This window comes from Pseudomonas sp. S5D5 (assembly GCF_003013355.1).
In the GTDB taxonomy this organism is placed as follows: domain Bacteria; phylum Pseudomonadota; class Gammaproteobacteria; order Pseudomonadales; family Pseudomonadaceae; genus Aquipseudomonas; species Aquipseudomonas aylmerensis.
Window position 1 is genome coordinate 5,029,630 of record NZ_PTEO01000001.1, and the last position, 16,536, is coordinate 5,046,165.

Sequence of the window (16,536 nt, forward strand, 5' to 3'; positions counted from 1 at the left end):
AAGAGGGTAGCTCACGGCTCGCCTTCCAGGCCAGGCTGGGTCGGCAGCGGCAGGAATAAAGTGATGCAGGTGCCGCGCCCGTCGATGCCATCGGCCACGCTGATATGCCCACCATGGGCACCAACCATGCCCTGGCAGATCGCCAGGCCCAGCCCCGTGCCCTGCCCGCCGCGATCGCCTCGGGCGGCGGTGTAGAACATATCGAAAATCTTCGCACGCTCCTCCTCGGGAATCCCCGGGCCCTCATCGGCCACCGCAAAAAACAGCTGGTTGTCAGAGACACCGGCGCTGAGCTGCAAACGGCCCTGGGGCGGCGAAAAGCGGGCGGCGTTTTCCAGCACATTGACCAGCGCCTGCTCGATCAACGCGGCATGCACATACAGCAACGGCAACTCCGCCGGCACCTGGGTGCTGACCTGCAGCGGCGCCAATACGGCACGCAAACGCCCGAGTGCGCTGCCGACGATGTCGCCCGGCGACACCCAATCGCGCGCCAGCTTCAGGGCGCCGTGGCCGAGGCGCGTCATGTCGAGCAGGTTCTGGATGTAACGGTCGAGGCGCTCGGCCTCATCGCGGGTACCTTCGAGCAATTCGCGGCGATCCTCCAGCGGGATCGCCTCACCGAGCGCCAGCAGGCTGTCGATACTGCCGCGCATGGACGTCAACGGCGTGCGCAAATCATGCGACACCGAGGCCAGCAACGCGCTGCGCAGTTGCTCGGTTTCGCCGTGCAGGCGCGCCGACTCCAGCTCCTGCGCCAGTTGCGCCCGCGCCAGCGCCTGGGCCAGCGGCTGGCTCAGCGCAGTGAGCAAGCGGCGGCGTTGGCCACTCAATTCCCGGCCGGGCTTGGCACTCACCCCGAGCAAGCCCAAGGGCCCCTCCTCACTCGACAGCGGCCACCACCACCAACGACCAAACGGCAAGGTGCCGGTGCCCATGCCTGCTGGCTGGTCATGCTGCCAGGCCCAGTCCGCGGCAGCGCGTTCGGCTTCGGTGAGGGTCAATGGGCCACCGGTCTCGACCTTCCAGCCGCCCTGGCCATCGCGATTGACCAGGCACAGGTCCAGGTCGCTCCAACCTTCCAGATGATGCGCCGCCGCACTGATCACCGCCTGCCGATCGGTGGCGGCCGTGAGTTTGCGCGACAGGTCGAGCAATTCACTGGTTTCTTCCTGGGTATCGCGCAACGCCTGCAGCTGCCGGCGCTGGCGGGCAGCCAGGTTACCGGTGAGCGCGGCCATGAGCAGGAAGAACAGCAGGGTCAGCACGTCCTCTTCGCGCTGGATGGCGAAGGAAAAATTCGGTGGGATAAACAGAAAGTCGTACGTCAGGAACGACAGCGCGGCACACACCAGCGACGGCCCAAGACTGCTGCGCACCGCCACCAGCAACACGGCGGCGAGAAACACCAGGGAAATATTCGGCAGCGGCAACACACTGGACACCGCCCAGGCCACAGCCGCAGCCACCACGGTGGCGAGCACCGCCAAGGCGTAGTCGAACCACACCAAGCCGCGCACATCCGGCAGACGCGGCGGTGCGGGGATGTCGTCGCTGTCGAGCACGTTGATTTCCAGGCCCCGCGCATTGCGCAACAGCCGTGCGGCCAGGCCACCACCGAACACGCGGCGGCGCCAGCGCATCCGCGATTGCCCAACCAATACCAGGCTGGCACGGCGTTCGGCGGCATGCTGGATCAAGGTCTTGGCCACCTCCCCCGCCCGCAGCAGCACCACTTCCCCGCCCAGGCGCTCGGCCAGTTGCTGGGCGTTTTGCAGACGCAGGCGCGACTGCTCATCGCGCGCGCGGCCGTTATCGATATGCACCAGGCTCCACGGCAAATGCCGGCGCTGGGCCACGCGACTGGCATGACGCACCAGGCGCTCGGCCTGCGCATCGCCATCCACGCCGACCAGCAAACGACCGCGCACCGCTGGCGCAGCCTGGCCCAGTTGGCGATAGCCCTGGGCCAAATCGTCATCGACGTGGGCGGCGGCGGTCTGCATCGCCAGCTCGCGCAGCGCCATCAGGTTGGTCTGGGTAAAAAACGCATCGATGGCCGCGCGAGCCTGCTCCGGCACATAGACTTTGCCGTCGCGCAGGCGCTCCAGCAGTTCGCGCGATGGCAGGTCGATCAGCAGCAGTTCATCCGCCTCTTGCAGCACCCAGTCCGGCAGGGTTTCGCGCACCTGCACGCCGGTGATGCCACGCACCTGATCGTTCAGGCTTTCCAGGTGCTGGACGTTGACCGTGGTAAACACGTTGATGCCCGCGGCGAGCAGTTCCTGGATGTCTTGCCAGCGCTTTTCATGCCGACTGCCGGGGGCATTGCTGTGGGCCAGTTCGTCGACCAGCACCAGCTTGGGCTTGGCGGCGAGCAGGCCATCGAGGTCCATTTCCTCAAGCATCACGCCGCGGTATTCCGTGCGCAACAATGGCTGCTGCGGCAGGCCGCTGAGCAAGGCTTCAGTCTCGGCGCGCCCGTGGGTCTCGACTACGCCGGCGATCAGCCGCACCCCCTGGCGCAACTGCGTGTGCGCCGCCTGGAGCATGGCGTAGGTCTTGCCCACTCCCGGCGCGGCGCCGAGGAAGACTTTGAGCCGGCCACGGCCATCCCGGGGCAGATCGGCTAAGAGGGCGTCGGCGCGGCCGGAGTCGCTCATGCGCGAGGGTTCCTTCAGGTATTCATAGGGAGTCTGTCACGCCGTCATCGCGGGCAAGCCCGCTCCCACATTAGGCATGCATACCCCTGTGGGAGCAGGCTTGCCCGCGATGACGGCACCACCGCTTACAACTTTTCCAGGGCCATGTTCAGCGCCAGCACATTCACCACCGGCGGGCCTACCAGCGGGCTTTCGATGTGTTCATCGAGCAAGCGCTGCAAGGTCGACACCGGCACATTCCGCGCCGCCGCCACTCGCGCCAGTTGATAGGCAATTGCCGCAGGTGGCAAGTGTGGATCAAGACCGCTGCCAGAGGTAGTCAGCGAAGCCAGAGGCACCGGGCCCTGGGCGGGCACCAACTGTTTATTCGCGTCGTCGAACACACGGGTGGCCAATGCCGGGTTGCTTGGGCCCAGGTTACTGGCGCTGCTGGAAACCGTGGCAAACGCGCCGGCCGATGGGCGTGGGTGGAACCAGTTGTCGCCGGTAAAATCCTGGGCGATCAGACTGGAACCACGCACTTTGCCGCTGTCGTCGCGCACCAGGCTGCCATTGGCCTGGTCCGGGAACGCCACTTGGGCGACGCCAGTCACTACCAGCGGGTAAGCGACGCCAGTGATCAGGGTCATGAGCACCAGCAGGCTCAGGGCCGGACGGATCATGTTAGACATTGCACATTCCTCACATTGAATCATCACGACCTGTAGGAGCCGGAGGACGCTTGGTCCTGGCCGGTGATGACGAAGGGTCAGTCGGACCGCATCGGACCCATCGCCGGCAAGCCGGCTCCTACCAGGGTTGGGGTTACACCAGGTGCAGCGCAGTCAGCAGCATGTCGATCGCCTTGATGCCCACGAACGGCACCAGGATCCCGCCCAGCCCATAGATCAACAGGTTGCGGCGCAGCAACGCCGCGGCACTCGCCGCCTGCACACGCACACCTCGCAGGGCCAGGGGAATCAGCACCACGATGATCAAGGCGTTGAACACAATCGCCGACAGAATCGCGCTCTGCGGGCTCTGCAGGTGCATCACGTTGAGCACGCCCAGTTGCGGGTAGATCGAGGCGAACAGCGCCGGCAGGATCGCGAAATACTTGGCCACGTCGTTGGCGATAGAGAACGTGGTCAGCGCACCGCGCGTCACCAGCAACTCTTTGCCGATCTGCACCACGTCGAGCAGCTTGGTCGGGTCGCTGTCGAGGTCGACCATGTTGGCGGCCTCGCGTGCGGCCTGGGTGCCGTCGTTCATCGCCATGCCGACGTCAGCCTGGGCCAGCGCCGGGGCATCGTTGGCACCGTCGCCGCACATCGCGACCAGGCGACCGTCATTCTGTTCGTGGCGGATGCGCGCGAGTTTTTTCTCCGGAGTAGCCTCGGCCAGCACGTCATCCACTCCCGCTTCGGCGGCAATCGCGGCGGCGGTCAGCGGGTTGTCACCGGTGACCATCACGGTGCGGATGCCCAGCTTGCGCAGCTCGGCGAAACGCTCGCGAATGCCGGGCTTGACCACGTCCTTGAGGTGGATCGCGCCCAGCAGCTTGCCATCGGCACACACCAGCAACGGGGTGCCGCCGCTCTGGGCGATCTTGTCGATTTCCCGCGACAGCGCAGGGGCAAGGTCGCGACGTTGCTGGCCGATAAACGCCAGCAGCGAGTCCACTGCGCCTTTGCGGAACACGCGGCCCTGGTAGTCGACACCGGACAAGCGGGTTTCAGCACTGAACGGTACGGCGGTCAGCTCATCCAGGGACGGCTCGGCCTGGGGGTGCAAGGCACGCAGGTATTCGACGATGGATTTACCTTCCGCCGTGTCGTCCGCAAGTGACGCCAGCAGCGCGCCTTCGGCCAAGTCCCGGCCGCTGACGCCAGGCGCCGCGACCACCGCCGCACAGCGACGGTTACCGAAGGTGATGGTGCCGGTCTTGTCGAGCAGCAACACATGCACGTCGCCCGCCGCTTCCACGGCGCGGCCAGACTTGGCGATCACGTTGAGGCGCACCAGGCGGTCCATGCCGGCGATGCCGATGGCCGACAACAAGCCGCCGATGGTGGTAGGAATCAGGGTCACCAGCAGTGCGACCAAGAACACCAGCGGCAAGCTGCCATTGGCAAAGTGGGCGAACGGCTGCAGAGTCACCACCACCAACAGGAAGATCAAGGTCAGGCCGATCAGCAGGATATCCAGCGCGACTTCGTTGGGGGTTTTCTGGCGTTTGGCGCCTTCCACCAACGCAATCATGCGGTCCAGGGTCGACTCGCCAGGGTTGACAGTGATGCGGATCAGCAGCCAGTCCGACACCAGGCGCGTATTGCCGGTAACGGCCGAGCGGTCGCCGCCGGACTCGCGGATCACCGGTGCGGATTCGCCGGTGATCGCCGCCTCGTTGACCGCGGCGATGCCTTCGATGACCTCGCCGTCACCGGGGATCATCTCTCCGGCGGTGACGCGCACGACATCGCCTTTGCGCAGGCTGGCGGCCGGCACGACCTTGAAGCTGCCATCGGCCTCCTTGCGGCGTGCGCTGAGGCCTTCGCTGCCGGCCTTCAGGCTGTCAGCGCGGGCCTTGCCACGACCTTCGGCCAAGGCCTCGGCGAAGTTGGCGAACAGCACGGTGAACCACAGCCACACGGCAATCTGCACGGCGACGAAGGTCGGCACTGCCGTGTCGGGCACAAAGCACAACACGGTGGTGAGGATGGCGGTCAACTCGACCACCAGCATCACTGGCGAGCGTTGCAGCTGGCGCGGGTCCAGCTTGACGAAGGCCTGGACCAGCGCCGGGCGCCACAGGGCGGACATCGCGGTTTTTGGCGGTTCCTGGGTGTTCACCGGAGCCGCGTTTTTTGCAGGCATATTCATTTTCATATCCCCTTAGAAGCCCATGCTCAAGTGTTCAGCGATAGGGCCCAGTGCCAGCGTCGGCAGGAAGGTCAGGCCGCCCACCAGCAAAATGGTCACGGTCAACAGGGTCACAAACAGCGGGCCATGGGTCGGGAAGCTGTTCTGGCCGATCGGTGCGGTCTTCTTCATCGCCAGGCTGCCGGCCAGGGCCAGTACCGGGAGGATGTAGCCGAAGCGGCCGATCAACATGCCCAGGCCCAGCATCAAGTTATGGAACGCGGTGTTGGCGCTGAAGCCGCCAAATGCCGAGCCGTTGTTGGCGCTGGCCGAGGTGTAGGCGTAGAGCAACTGACTGAAACCGTGGGGCCCGGGGTTGCTGATGGCACCGGCCGGACCCGGCAGGCTGGCGGCGATAGCGCCCAGCACAAGCACGCCGACCGGCATCACCAGCAGGGTCACCACCAGCAATTGCACTTCCTTGGCCTGGAGTTTCTTGCCGAGGTATTCCGGAGTACGGCCGATCATCAGGCCGGCCAGGAACACCGCGATCAAGACGTTGAGCAACATGCCGTACATGCCAGCACCGACGCCGCCGAAGATCACTTCGCCGACCATCATGTTGACCAGCGCCACCATCCCACTGAGGGGGTTGAGACTGTCCTGCATGCCGTTGACCGAGCCGTTGGACGCCGCCGTCGTCGTCACCGACCACAGCACGGTACCGGTGGTGCCGAAGCGTGCCTCTTTACCTTCCAGTGGTGCGGTTTGCTCCACGGCCGGGTTGTTGAGGGTTGGGTTAGGCTGGTATTCGGCCCACAGCGAGGTCGCGCCGCCGATGATGAACAACGCCAGCATGCAGCCGAGAATCGCGCGGCTCTGACGCAGGTCCTTCACGTAATGGCCGAAGGTGAAGACCAGCGCCACCGGGATCAGGATGATCGACGCCAACTCGAACAGGTTGGCCCAGGCAGTCGGGTCTTCAAACGGGTGCGCCGAGTTGACGCCGAAGAAGCCGCCACCGTTGGTGCCCAATTGCTTGATCGCAATCTGGCTGGCGGCCGGCCCCAGGGGGATCACTTGATCCACGCCTTGCATGGTCACGGCATCCACATAATGCGCGAAGGTTTGCGGCACGCCCTGCCACACCAGGAACAATGCCAGCACCAGGCACAGCGGCAGCAGGCCGTAGAGGGTCGCCCGAGTCATATCGACCCAGAAGTTACCCAATGTCTTGGTGGATTTGCGACCGATCCCACGGCACAGAGCGACCAGGACTGCCAAACCGGTGGCCGCACTGACGAAGTTCTGCACGGTCAGGCCCACCATCTGGCTGAGATAACTCAGGGACGCCTCACCGCTGTAGGACTGCCAGTTGGTGTTGGTCATGAAACTGACCGCGGTGTTGAAGGCCAGGGTCCATTCCTGACCCGGCAATTTCTGCGGGTTCAGCGGGAGATAGTCCTGGAACAACAGGATCGCGAACAACAGCAAGAAACCTGCGAGGTTGAACGCGAGCAAGGCCAGCGTGTATTTCTGCCAGCTCTGTTCCTGATGCTCGTCAACGCCCGACAGGCGATAACACGCGCGCTCGACGGGGCCGAACACCGGCGTGAGCCAGGTGCGCTGGCCTTCCATCACCTTGTAGTAGAACCGCCCCAGGAACGGTGCCGGCACCAGCACCACGGCAAAGAAGGCGATGATCAGCCAATAGTCATAACTGTGCATAGCCCTGCTCCTAGTTCCGATCCGCGCGTAACAGCGCAACCAGCAGATAAATGAACAGTGCCACGGCCAATAGCAGTGACACCCCGTCCAGAACGCTCATGGAAGTCTCTCCGTTTAGCGGCGAGTGCCGCGTGTGGGGCAATTGTCGGCAGGAGGGGCGTAAAGGAACGAGAGCGAGGGTGTGGCTGGGGCGTAAAGACGGCGTAAAGAGTGGGTTTATGCGGGGTTTACAGGGGGATTTGTGGGGAATTTGAGGGCCTCATCGCGGGCAAGCCCACTCCCACACTCGACCGCGCTTGATCTGGAAAGACTCGGTCCCCTGTGTTTAAGCAGAAAAAGACACGATCCCCTGCGGGAACGGGCTTGCCCGCGATGGCGGCAGCCCAAGCACCACCGCACTTATCTGGTGCGACACCGGCAAAATTCAAACGCCAAACCATCCCCCACGCGACAGTAACGTGGCTTTACGACAACGATCCTCAGGCTGGCATGGCCGCTGCAACACCTTGAATCATTCCAAACGGTTCAGGGAGAGCAACATCATGAACACACAACTCAAACCCACCTTGGGCACCCTGCACTTATGGGGCATCGCGGTCGGGCTGGTGATTTCCGGCGAGTACTTCGGCTGGAGCTATGGCTGGGGTGTTGCCGGGACCCTGGGCTTCCTGGTGACCTCATTGATGGTCGCGGCGATGTACACCTGCTTCATCTTCAGCTTCACCGAGCTGACTACCGCAATTCCTCACGCCGGTGGCCCATTTGCCTACAGCCGTCGTGCCTTTGGTGAGAAAGGCGGATTAATCGCCGGCCTCGCTACCTTGATCGAGTTTGTTTTTGCGCCACCCGCCATCGCCTTGGCCATCGGCGCCTACCTCAACGTACAGTTTCCCGCACTCGACCCGAAACACGCCGCCGTCGGCGCCTATATCGTGTTCATGGGCCTGAATATCCTCGGCGTGAAACTCGCCGCCACCTTCGAGCTGGTGGTGTGCGTACTCGCCGTCGCCGAACTGCTGGTATTCATGGGCGTGGTCGCCCCCGCCTTCAGCTTCAGCAACTTCGCCCTGAACGGCTGGGCCGGTTCCGACACCTTCGGCGCCCCGGCGATTGCCGGGATGTTTGCCGCGATTCCGTTCGCCATCTGGTTCTTCCTCGCCATCGAAGGCGCGGCCATGGCAGCCGAGGAAGCGAAAGATCCGAAGCGCACCATTCCAAAAGCCTACATCAGCGGCATCCTCACCCTGGTGATCCTGGCCATGGGCGTGATGTTCTTTGCGGGCGGCGTGGGCGACTGGCGCACCCTGTCGAACATCAACGATCCGTTGCCGCAGGCGATGAAAACCGTGGTGGGCGACAGCTCCGGCTGGCTGCACATGTTGGTGTGGATCGGCCTGTTTGGTCTGGTCGCCAGTTTCCACGGGATCATCCTCGGTTACTCGCGCCAGTTCTTCGCCCTTGCCCGCGCCGGGTACCTGCCGTCTTTCCTCGCCAAACTGTCGCGCTTTCAGACGCCGCACCGGGCAATCATCGCCGGTGGCGTGGTGGGCATCGCCGCGATCTACAGCGACGGGCTGATCAACCTCGGTGGCATGACACTGACCGCGGCGATGATCACCATGGCGGTGTTCGGTGCCATCGTGATGTACATCATGAGCATGCTCAGCCTGTTCAAACTGCGTAAGACCGAACCGCTGCTGGAACGCACCTTCCGCGCACCGGGCTACCCAATCGTGCCGGGCATCGCGTTGGTATTGGCGGTGGTGTGCCTGATAGCCATGGCCTGGTTCAACGCGCTGATCGGCCTGATCTTCCTGGGCTTCATGCTGGCGGGCTTCATCTACTTCCAACTGACCGCACAGGACCGTGCGGATGCACCGGCGGATGCGATGTTGACCGGGCTCTAAGGTTAATGAGGCGGAACAGGCCTACACTGAACTACTAAGAAAGCCTGTTACTCAAAGCCGTTATTACCGTGGGAAAACTCTCCCACGGTAGTCCGCCTCAAGGAGAGCCTTATGCCGTGGTATGCGTGGTTAATTATGGTGGTCGCGATTGGGTCGATCGTCGGCGGTTTGATGATGCTGCGTGACAGCGCCAACAAGGTGGAGCTCACCGACGAACAACGCAAGCGCGTGGCCGAGCGCAACGCCCAGGCGGATGCCAAGGACGCGCAGGACCGCTAGCCTTTAGCGCCACACAGACCCTGTGGCGAGGGCGCTTGCTCCCGCTGGGCTGCCAAGCAGCCCCTCTAAAGCACTACTCCCAATCCGCTTTGGCAATCTGCAACCCGTGCTGCCCCTTATAGGCAGCACGCTCCGGCTGCCTCCAGCCTTGCAGCAACCCCTCCTCCAGCTTATAGATCTCTACCCCCAACGGACGACACACCGTCAGCGGGTCCTGCGCCTCCGGCCCCCACATCGGCAGCGATAAATCCCCACCCGGACACGTCGACAGCGCGCACAACACATCAATCTCGGCAAAGAACTCCAGGTAATCGCCCTTCTGCGCCGGACACGCCTTCATGAAATACATGTCGTCGTGATTGAGGCCGGTGCACTGGAAAATATTCAGCACGTCATGCACGTCGAATTCCGTCAGGCCGTGGGGCAATACCGCACGGGTCAGGTTCGAGTGGCAATGGTGGTGGAAGTCCTCACCGGTGAGCATTCGATTCACATAAGGATCACAGCGCGTACCGAGCAAATCGTGGAGGCGCCCACCGTGCTCATCGATGCCGTAACCCGCCAGGCTGTCATCGGTGATTGTCACCAGGGGCCTTAAAAATGGCAGGTTCGACCACAACCGGTCATGAGTGCTGACATGCGCGCCCTGCAACTGGCGAGTGCGCGCCGCCCAAAGGCGTTCGCGAGGGTCATTGGCATTCCAGATATTAAAGTCGCCCACCTGCGGACCGACCGGGGTGGTCACACGGAACACATGCCCGGCCGGAACCTTCCACGCCCGGCCCGTACGAATGGGCACCTCGAACTGCTCAATCAGCGTGCGTTGATCTTTTTGATCGCGAATACGGCTGTAAAACGCAGTGTCGACCTGCAACGCCGAGCCTTTGCTGACCTGGTACGCAGCTGGATAATCTTTGTACATGATGCAAATCCTCGCTCAGGGGTGGTCAAACAGGGCCAACGACAGACGTTCCGAATCCTCCAGGTACAGGCTCATAGCCTCCCCCGCCGCCGGTTTGTCCTGCTGGACCAAAAGTGTGTAGATCTCACGGTCACGCTCCAGCCAAGGCGACTGGAAGCGTTGCTCGTCGGGCGCCGCGCAAAACACCAGGCGCAGCTGCGCGATGACCTGTGCGAAAAACTCATCGAACAACGGGCTGCCCATCAACCCGACAATCTGCTGGTGGAACACCAAACTATGGGTCGCCACCGCACGCCAGTCTTCGCGCTCACGGGCCAGGGTGGTGGCGTCGATCGCATTCCGCATGCGCTCGGACTGGTCTGCGGTGAGCGCACGACTCCGGGCAATGGCCTGCAGCTCCAGGGTGCGACGGACCACAAACAAATCCCGCACCTCCTCCCGCTCCAGGCGCCGGACCATTACGCCCTTGTTACGTACGTAACGAGTCAGCCCCTCCTGCCCCAAACGGTGCAGCGCTTCGCGGATGGTATTGCGCGAGGCGTTATAGGCCTTGACCAAATCCACCTCGACCAATGCCATCCCCGGCAACAACCGCCCGCCGATGATGTCGGCGCGCAGCTCCAGGGCTATCTGGTCGGCTAACGACAGACTGAGTGTCATCACTTCCTCACGATTGTTGAACAATCCCATGTGTAGGAGTAGTCACTTTCCGTGCCAACGCGGCGCACGGGGGAAACGGCACGAACACATTGAAGAGGTATTAGAAGTAGGAGTGAGAATGCAGTGGGGTTTGGTGATGATGTCGCGACTGACAGGGACGTCGTTAGTGGCCCGGTGTGGGAAAAGAATGACGGCCGGGATTCAGGAGATTAGAAGGCCGGTCAGTAACCGGCCTTCTGGTCGCTTAGTTGATCACCACCCTATCGCGATTCTTCTCCAGCAACGCCTTGCCGATGCCCTTCACCTCCAACAACTCATCTACTGCGGTAAACGGACCGTTGCTTTCACGATAGGCAACGATCGCCTTCGCCTTGGAAGCACCAATACCGAACAAGTCCCGGCGCAGGGTTTCAGCGTCGGCGGCGTTGAGGTTGACCTTGGTGGATTGGCTGGAGTTTGTGATTTGAGTGGTGATGGGGGCTGGGGGTTCGGGTTTGATTGACGGGGCTGCGGTGGTGGTGACGGAGAGGGTGGTGAGGAAGGCGAAGATTAGGGAGGTGAGTAAAGTGTTTTGCATTTTGACGCTCCATGACATGCGAAAGAGAAAAGCAGCTTTTCCGAAGCTGCTTTTCAAACTTAGGCGATGTTGGGGATTCGTCAAAAGTGCTTGAGTTACAGGGTGTTAATTTATGGCTCGAGACGGCGCTGTTGGTAGATCCAGTCAACGATTTCGCCATCGGGGGAATAGCCGCTGACGGTGTCGCGCAGGAGTTGGCGGACGCGGGTGTAGTCATCTTGGTCAACGGCAGCCAGGAGTTCGGTCAGCTTGCCCTTGAGTACATCCCAGGACAAATGGTCTTCATTCGCGCTCATAATCATCGGATGTTGGGTGGCGACGACGTTGTCACCAATGAGTAACTCTTCGTAAAGTTTTTCGCCTGGCCGCAGACCGGTGAATTCGATTGCGATGTCGCCGTGAGGATTTTTGTCGGAACGGACGCTTAGGCCGGACAGATGGACCATTTTCTCAGCCAGCTCGACGATCCTCACCGGTTCGCCCATATCAAGTACGAACACGTCACCGCCCTGCCCCATGGAGCCAGCCTGGATGACCAACTGCGCCGCTTCGGGGATGGTCATGAAGTAGCGAGTGATTTTTGGGTGAGTGACCGTAATGGGTCCACCCGATTTGATTTGTTTGTGAAAGAGTGGAATGACCGAGCCGGACGAACCCAGGACATTACCAAATCGCACCATAGTGAAACGGGTTTTGTTAACGTGGGAAATATTGGTTTTCTCGCCAAATAATACCGGAGCAAGCTCTCGGCTCAGCGCTTGAAGAGTCAATTCGGCAAGCCGCTTGGTACTTCCCATGACATTGGTTGGCCGCACGGCCTTGTCAGTCGAAATCAGCACGAAATTGGCAACGCCTGCTTGAAGGGAGGCCTGTGCGGTGTTCAGTGTGCCGATGACGTTGTTCAACACACCCTCAGCAATATTATGTTCAACCATCGGTACGTGCTTATAGGCAGCGGCGTGGTAGACCGTATTAATATGCCAGGTCCTCATTACATCCAGTAACTTAGATTGGTTGCGCACCGAACCTAGGATAGGCAAAAGTTTTACCGGCAACGACTCACGGGAAATGCGCTGTTCAAGCTCACTAAGGATGCTATATAAGTTGAACTCACTATGATCAAACAACAGCAATATTTTGGGACGCAGCTCAAGGATTTGCCGGCAAAGCTCGGAACCGATGGAGCCACCAGCGCCCGTGACAAGAATATTCTGCCCCTTGATACAATGCTCTAGCAATTCCCCCTGCGCGGGTACGGCATCACGTCCCAGCAGGTCTGCAATATCGACTTCCTGAATATCATCTACCTTGACCCTACCGCTGGCCAAGTCCATGAAGCCTGGAACACTTCGAACGTGAAGAGGAAATCCTTCAAGAAAACTAAGTATTTCCCGCCGACGGCCACGATTTGATGAAGGTATCGCCAGCAGAACTTCTTGCGCACCTGTGGCGTCGATCATGCGTTGGATATGCCTAGCTTTATATACCTGCAGACCCGAGATCACGCGGTCAGTAATACTTTCATCGTCGTCAATGAAAGCTACTGGGCGCATGACCCGACCCATTCGTAACGCCGCGACCAATTGGTTGCCCGCAGCTCCCGCGCCGTAGATAGCAACACGTGGCAGACCATTCTCACGGCTTGTGAATGGAACATGCTGGGCCGCAGTGAACCAATCGCCAAGGAAGTACTGTCGCATAGCCAGCCGGAGGCCACCGACCATAATCAAACTCAGCCACCAGTAGTTGAAAATGATGGAGCGCGGAACAACATTTTGATGGTTACTGTACCAATAGACTACGATGCCGAGAATCAGCGAAGAAAGACTGACGGCCTTGATAATTGCTATCAATGCGTCATTACCAAAATATCGCATGACAGCGCGGTACAGGCCGAAGCGGATGAACAACGGAATCGCAACCACAGGCGCAGCCAGGAACAGCCACATATGGTCTCGAACTGGATTTATAAGCTCATCGATTCCCAGGCGAACAACAAACGCGAGCCACAGCGCAGCCCACACCACGAAGACGTCAGTAACCACCTGAACCAATCGCTTCCGACTACGAGGCATTCCCACCAGGAATGCACGCAACCCACCCAAAAAACCTTCGCTCACCGCCTACCGCTCCTCTAGCCTTATTAAGGCGACCTAATTCTACGGACATCAAAACATTATTGCGTTTTAAATCCCTAGGTATTACCGCCGTCAGCGCCTACTCGAGCTCTCCAGCGTGAAACTTGATCGCGAGCACTATCAGAGGGCAATACGCAAGCATCAGACCCCACACGCCATCTATATCCAGTAAAACGACGCATAGGGCAATCGGAAGCAGCCAGAATACGTTGATTACCGCCACTCCCAACGTGATCGGGAGGTGTTTTCCATACAGCCTAGAAGCGAATTGATAGGCATGACTACGGTGCGCTTCGTAGACTTTATCGCCACGGACCAGCCGGCGGATCAGGGTGAATGTGGCATCCACGACGAACACTCCGAGCAAAATCATCCACGCCCACAACAACTGCGAAGACACCCATGCCGCCTGGATAGACATCACACCCAAGGCAATTCCTAGGAAACCACTTCCGGCGTCGCCCATGAAAATTTTTGCCGGAGGAAAATTCCACACCAGAAATCCTGCAACTGCCATTGCAAGCAGCAATGGAGGCCACATCAGTTCCTCGACACCACTTAACCAGTAAAGCAGACAGGCGCCAAGACACACACTGATCGCTTCAACACTGGCAATACCGTCAATACCGTCCATGAAATTGTACAGATTAAGCATCCAGACCAGATAGATCACGGCCAGAACGCTCCCCAGCCACCCGAGGTTAACTCCATACCCAAACACACCTATGGTAGGGATGCCGTCCATCCACAACAATGCCCATGCAGAAGCACTAAAGTGACCGAGTAAACGCCAGCGGGCCGCAATATGACCGTGATCGTCCATAAAGCCAATCAAAGCGATCAGACTACCCGACCCGCCTATCGCAATCAGTGAGTTAAACGGCACAGCGTGCAAAAAGCCTAGCAATAGCAGTGCCAGCAAAAACGCCAGGACAATGGCCACGCCACCACCGCGTGGTGTTGGCACCGAATGAGAGCTACGGGCATTGGGAATATCAATAATGCTTCGGGATAAAGCATAACGACGCAGGCCCGCCGTTAGTACGCAAGACACTAGAGCTACAGCGGGCATCAACCACCAATCAATCATTATTTTTATTTTCCATATAATGCAAAGCGGTCACTTTCAGGGCTGTATCTACCGATACGGGGGGGGCCCACTGAAGCAACTTACGGGTCTTGGTGATATCCACCTGTAACGAGCCACACAATCGTTGCGCTAAGGAACGTTGACCAAGCAGTTTCGCGGCAACGCTCAATACATAGCTGGGAACAGGCAAGAGAAGCGGGCGTTTTCCCAGCGCATGAGCCATGCGTCTGAGCAACTGGGTAGTGGAAAGATCCTCACCATCGCTGACTAGAAACGTCTGATTGGCTGCTGCGGGATGGCTTATGGCCGTTACAATCAGGTCCACCAGATTGTCCAACGCGACCAGGCTACGGCCGTTATGAATGGCACCGAATGGCAGCGGAACCCCTCTGTCCAACCACCGCATCATGGCCTGGAAGTTGGCCTTCACACCAGGTCCATAGACGAGAACGGGACGGATAACCACAACATCCATATCCACGGTTTCTGCCAATTCATAAAGAGCTGTCTCAGCCTCCAGTTTTGAAATACCGTAAGGGTCCAACGGCTGTGGGATTCCATTGGCCTTGTAAGGTCTGCCGGGCTCGGTTTGCTCACCATTGACCTTGATCGAGCTGATAAAGATAAAACGCCTCACGCCCGCTTTCGCGGCTTCCCGAGCCAATTGCAATGTGGCGTCGACATTGACCTTGCGAAAATCCTGAAGTGGGTCCTGAGAAGTGTCAGCCATGACATGCACACGAGCGGCACAATGCACAACTACATCAACCTCTTCCAGGGCGGTCAACCAAGGTGTGTCTGCGTCGATAGAACCCATCATGTGCAACGTGACGTCACCTGGCAATGAAGCTGAAGAAGTACGCACCGAGGCAGACAACCTATAATGACCATCGGTTTGCAATCGACTTAGCAAACCCTTACCCAGAAAACCAGACGCACCAGTGACAAAGATATGGTTCATCAGCTGTCCGACCTTGGCCGTCTGACTAACTCCAACAACTTAAACGGAATCTTGCTCAACACCATCAGCAAATTTGTATAGACGCCATTTCGCCTGCATGCCTGAACAATTTCCCTGTTCAATTTCAAGCTATTCTTCACCCCGGAAGTGCTAATTCCACCCGATCGCATACGGACTAGAACTTTGTTCACATGCTCAAACTTCAAGCGCTTGTTCAAAAGCAAGCGAACAAACATCTCGTAATCAGCAGATATTTTATACAGCAGTGAGTAGGGCCCTACCTCCTTGTAGATGCCGGACCGTATAAACGTGCCAGGATGAGGAGGCATCCAGCCAAACCTGAGCTTCCAGGCCTTGAAGTGCCCTCCCGTGTAGAGACGCGTGATACGTTTTAAGTCGCCAGGCTCGACAAAAACAACGTCACCAAATATCAAGGCACTTTCTGGATGTTCACTGAATACGCCCGCCACTGTTTCCAGTACGCAGTCACTTTCATAAAAGTCATCGGAATTAAGTATACCGATGACGTCGCCGGTGGCCAAGGCAACACCTTTGTTCATCGCATCGTATATGCCCTTGTCAGGTTCACTCACGACCTTAGCGATTGAGCAAGCATACTCAGCGACAATGTCCATTGTGTTATCGGTAGATGCACCATCCACGATGATATATTCAACGTTAGAATATGTTTGAGCGAGAACCGACTCAATTGTGTCTCTAATGGTTTTCCCACTATTATAAGAAACAGTGACAATCGAAATTTTCAAGGT

14 protein-coding genes are annotated in these 16,536 nt (G+C 59.4%); 2 read left to right on the forward strand and 12 right to left on the reverse strand.

The genetic code is table 11. From position 1 onward, the window contains the following. Positions 1-11: 11 nt before the first annotated feature. The 5 genes from C9990_RS22900 to kdpF form a co-directional block, all read right to left on the reverse strand. Positions 12-2,663 carry a sensor histidine kinase KdpD gene (locus tag C9990_RS22900; RefSeq protein ID WP_065901761.1) on the reverse strand — a complete coding sequence of 884 codons (2,652 nt, stop codon included), beginning with the start codon at positions 2,661-2,663 and terminating at the stop codon, positions 12-14. A gap of 125 nt (positions 2,664-2,788) precedes the next feature. After that, complete coding sequence (kdpC, locus tag C9990_RS22905; protein ID WP_065901764.1) at positions 2,789-3,334, reverse strand: potassium-transporting ATPase subunit KdpC; 546 nt, start codon at positions 3,332-3,334, stop codon at positions 2,789-2,791. Positions 3,335-3,467: 133 nt separating this feature from the next. Next, positions 3,468-5,525, reverse strand: coding sequence for a potassium-transporting ATPase subunit KdpB (gene kdpB, locus C9990_RS22910; protein WP_371920680.1), 2,058 nt, complete (start codon positions 5,523-5,525; stop codon positions 3,468-3,470). Between the two features lie 12 nt (positions 5,526-5,537). Further along, positions 5,538-7,232, reverse strand: a complete 1,695-nt coding sequence (kdpA, locus tag C9990_RS22915) for a potassium-transporting ATPase subunit KdpA (RefSeq protein WP_106804759.1) — start codon at positions 7,230-7,232, stop codon at positions 5,538-5,540. 10 nt (positions 7,233-7,242) lie between these two features. After that, positions 7,243-7,332 (reverse strand): K(+)-transporting ATPase subunit F, encoded by a 90-nt coding sequence (kdpF, locus tag C9990_RS22920; protein ID WP_003218754.1) that lies wholly within the window; start codon positions 7,330-7,332, stop codon positions 7,243-7,245. A gap of 442 nt (positions 7,333-7,774) precedes the next feature. On the opposite strand from kdpF, the gene eat reads away from it, so the two are divergent. Continuing rightward, entirely contained in the window at positions 7,775-9,139 is a 1,365-nt protein-coding gene (gene eat, locus C9990_RS22925) for an ethanolamine permease (RefSeq protein ID WP_106804760.1), read from the forward strand. Between the two features lie 111 nt (positions 9,140-9,250). Continuing rightward, positions 9,251-9,418, forward strand: a complete 168-nt coding sequence (locus tag C9990_RS22930; protein WP_003172675.1) for a DUF2897 family protein — start codon at positions 9,251-9,253, stop codon at positions 9,416-9,418. A gap of 73 nt (positions 9,419-9,491) precedes the next feature. On the opposite strand, the gene C9990_RS22935 is transcribed toward C9990_RS22930, so the two are convergent. The 7 genes from C9990_RS22935 to C9990_RS22965 all read right to left on the reverse strand — a co-directional run bounded on the left by C9990_RS22935 (position 9,492) and on the right by C9990_RS22965 (position 16,533). Then, complete coding sequence (locus C9990_RS22935) at positions 9,492-10,340, reverse strand: DUF1989 domain-containing protein (RefSeq protein WP_106804761.1); 849 nt, start codon at positions 10,338-10,340, stop codon at positions 9,492-9,494. 15 nt (positions 10,341-10,355) lie between these two features. Beyond that, a complete protein-coding gene (locus tag C9990_RS22940) occupies positions 10,356-11,000 on the reverse strand; it encodes a GntR family transcriptional regulator (RefSeq protein ID WP_106805705.1) in 645 nt (214 codons plus the stop codon). A gap of 244 nt (positions 11,001-11,244) precedes the next feature. Continuing rightward, a complete protein-coding gene (locus C9990_RS22945; RefSeq protein WP_106804762.1) occupies positions 11,245-11,577 on the reverse strand; it encodes a ComEA family DNA-binding protein in 333 nt (110 codons plus the stop codon). Between the two features lie 110 nt (positions 11,578-11,687). After that, positions 11,688-13,652, reverse strand: a complete 1,965-nt coding sequence (locus C9990_RS22950; protein ID WP_177410375.1) for a nucleoside-diphosphate sugar epimerase/dehydratase — start codon at positions 13,650-13,652, stop codon at positions 11,688-11,690. Between the two features lie 142 nt (positions 13,653-13,794). Next, the gene (locus tag C9990_RS22955) at positions 13,795-14,805 is read right to left on the reverse strand and encodes a glycosyltransferase family 4 protein (protein ID WP_106804763.1); all 1,011 of its coding nucleotides are present in this window, start codon (positions 14,803-14,805) and stop codon (positions 13,795-13,797) included. Beyond that, on the reverse strand, positions 14,798-15,766 hold the full coding sequence (locus tag C9990_RS22960) for an SDR family oxidoreductase (RefSeq protein WP_106804764.1): 969 nt from the start codon (positions 15,764-15,766) through the stop codon (positions 14,798-14,800). Before C9990_RS22960 ends, C9990_RS22955 begins: the two co-directional genes overlap by 8 nt. Further along, positions 15,766-16,533 carry a glycosyltransferase family 2 protein gene (locus C9990_RS22965; protein ID WP_106804765.1) on the reverse strand — a complete coding sequence of 256 codons (768 nt, stop codon included), beginning with the start codon at positions 16,531-16,533 and terminating at the stop codon, positions 15,766-15,768. The genes C9990_RS22960 and C9990_RS22965 overlap by 1 nt, the downstream gene beginning before the upstream one ends. Between the last annotated feature and the right edge of the window lie 3 nt (positions 16,534-16,536).

Bases quoted from the DNA above. Each gene is read 5' to 3' on its own strand.
- kdpC (WP_065901764.1), bottom strand. From the start codon at position 3,334: ATGTCTAACATGATCCGTCCGGCCCTGAGCCTGCTGGTGCTCATGACC.
- C9990_RS22940 (WP_106805705.1), bottom strand. From the start codon at position 11,000: ATGACACTCAGTCTGTCGTTAGCCGACCAGATAGCCCTGGAGCTGCGC.
- C9990_RS22935 (WP_106804761.1), bottom strand. From the start codon at position 10,340: ATGTACAAAGATTATCCAGCTGCGTACCAGGTCAGCAAAGGCTCGGCG.
- C9990_RS22930 (WP_003172675.1), top strand. From the start codon at position 9,251: ATGCCGTGGTATGCGTGGTTAATTATGGTGGTCGCGATTGGGTCGATC.
- C9990_RS22950 (WP_177410375.1), bottom strand. From the start codon at position 13,652: ATGCCTCGTAGTCGGAAGCGATTGGTTCAGGTGGTTACTGACGTCTTC.
- eat (WP_106804760.1), top strand. From the start codon at position 7,775: ATGAACACACAACTCAAACCCACCTTGGGCACCCTGCACTTATGGGGC.
- kdpA (WP_106804759.1), bottom strand. From the start codon at position 7,232: ATGCACAGTTATGACTATTGGCTGATCATCGCCTTCTTTGCCGTGGTG.
- C9990_RS22945 (WP_106804762.1), bottom strand. From the start codon at position 11,577: ATGCAAAACACTTTACTCACCTCCCTAATCTTCGCCTTCCTCACCACC.
- kdpB (WP_371920680.1), bottom strand. From the start codon at position 5,525: ATGAATATGCCTGCAAAAAACGCGGCTCCGGTGAACACCCAGGAACCG.
- C9990_RS22960 (WP_106804764.1), bottom strand. From the start codon at position 15,766: ATGAACCATATCTTTGTCACTGGTGCGTCTGGTTTTCTGGGTAAGGGT.
- kdpF (WP_003218754.1), bottom strand. From the start codon at position 7,332: ATGAGCGTTCTGGACGGGGTGTCACTGCTATTGGCCGTGGCACTGTTC.
- C9990_RS22955 (WP_106804763.1), bottom strand. From the start codon at position 14,805: ATGATTGATTGGTGGTTGATGCCCGCTGTAGCTCTAGTGTCTTGCGTA.
- C9990_RS22900 (WP_065901761.1), bottom strand. From the start codon at position 2,663: ATGAGCGACTCCGGCCGCGCCGACGCCCTCTTAGCCGATCTGCCCCGG.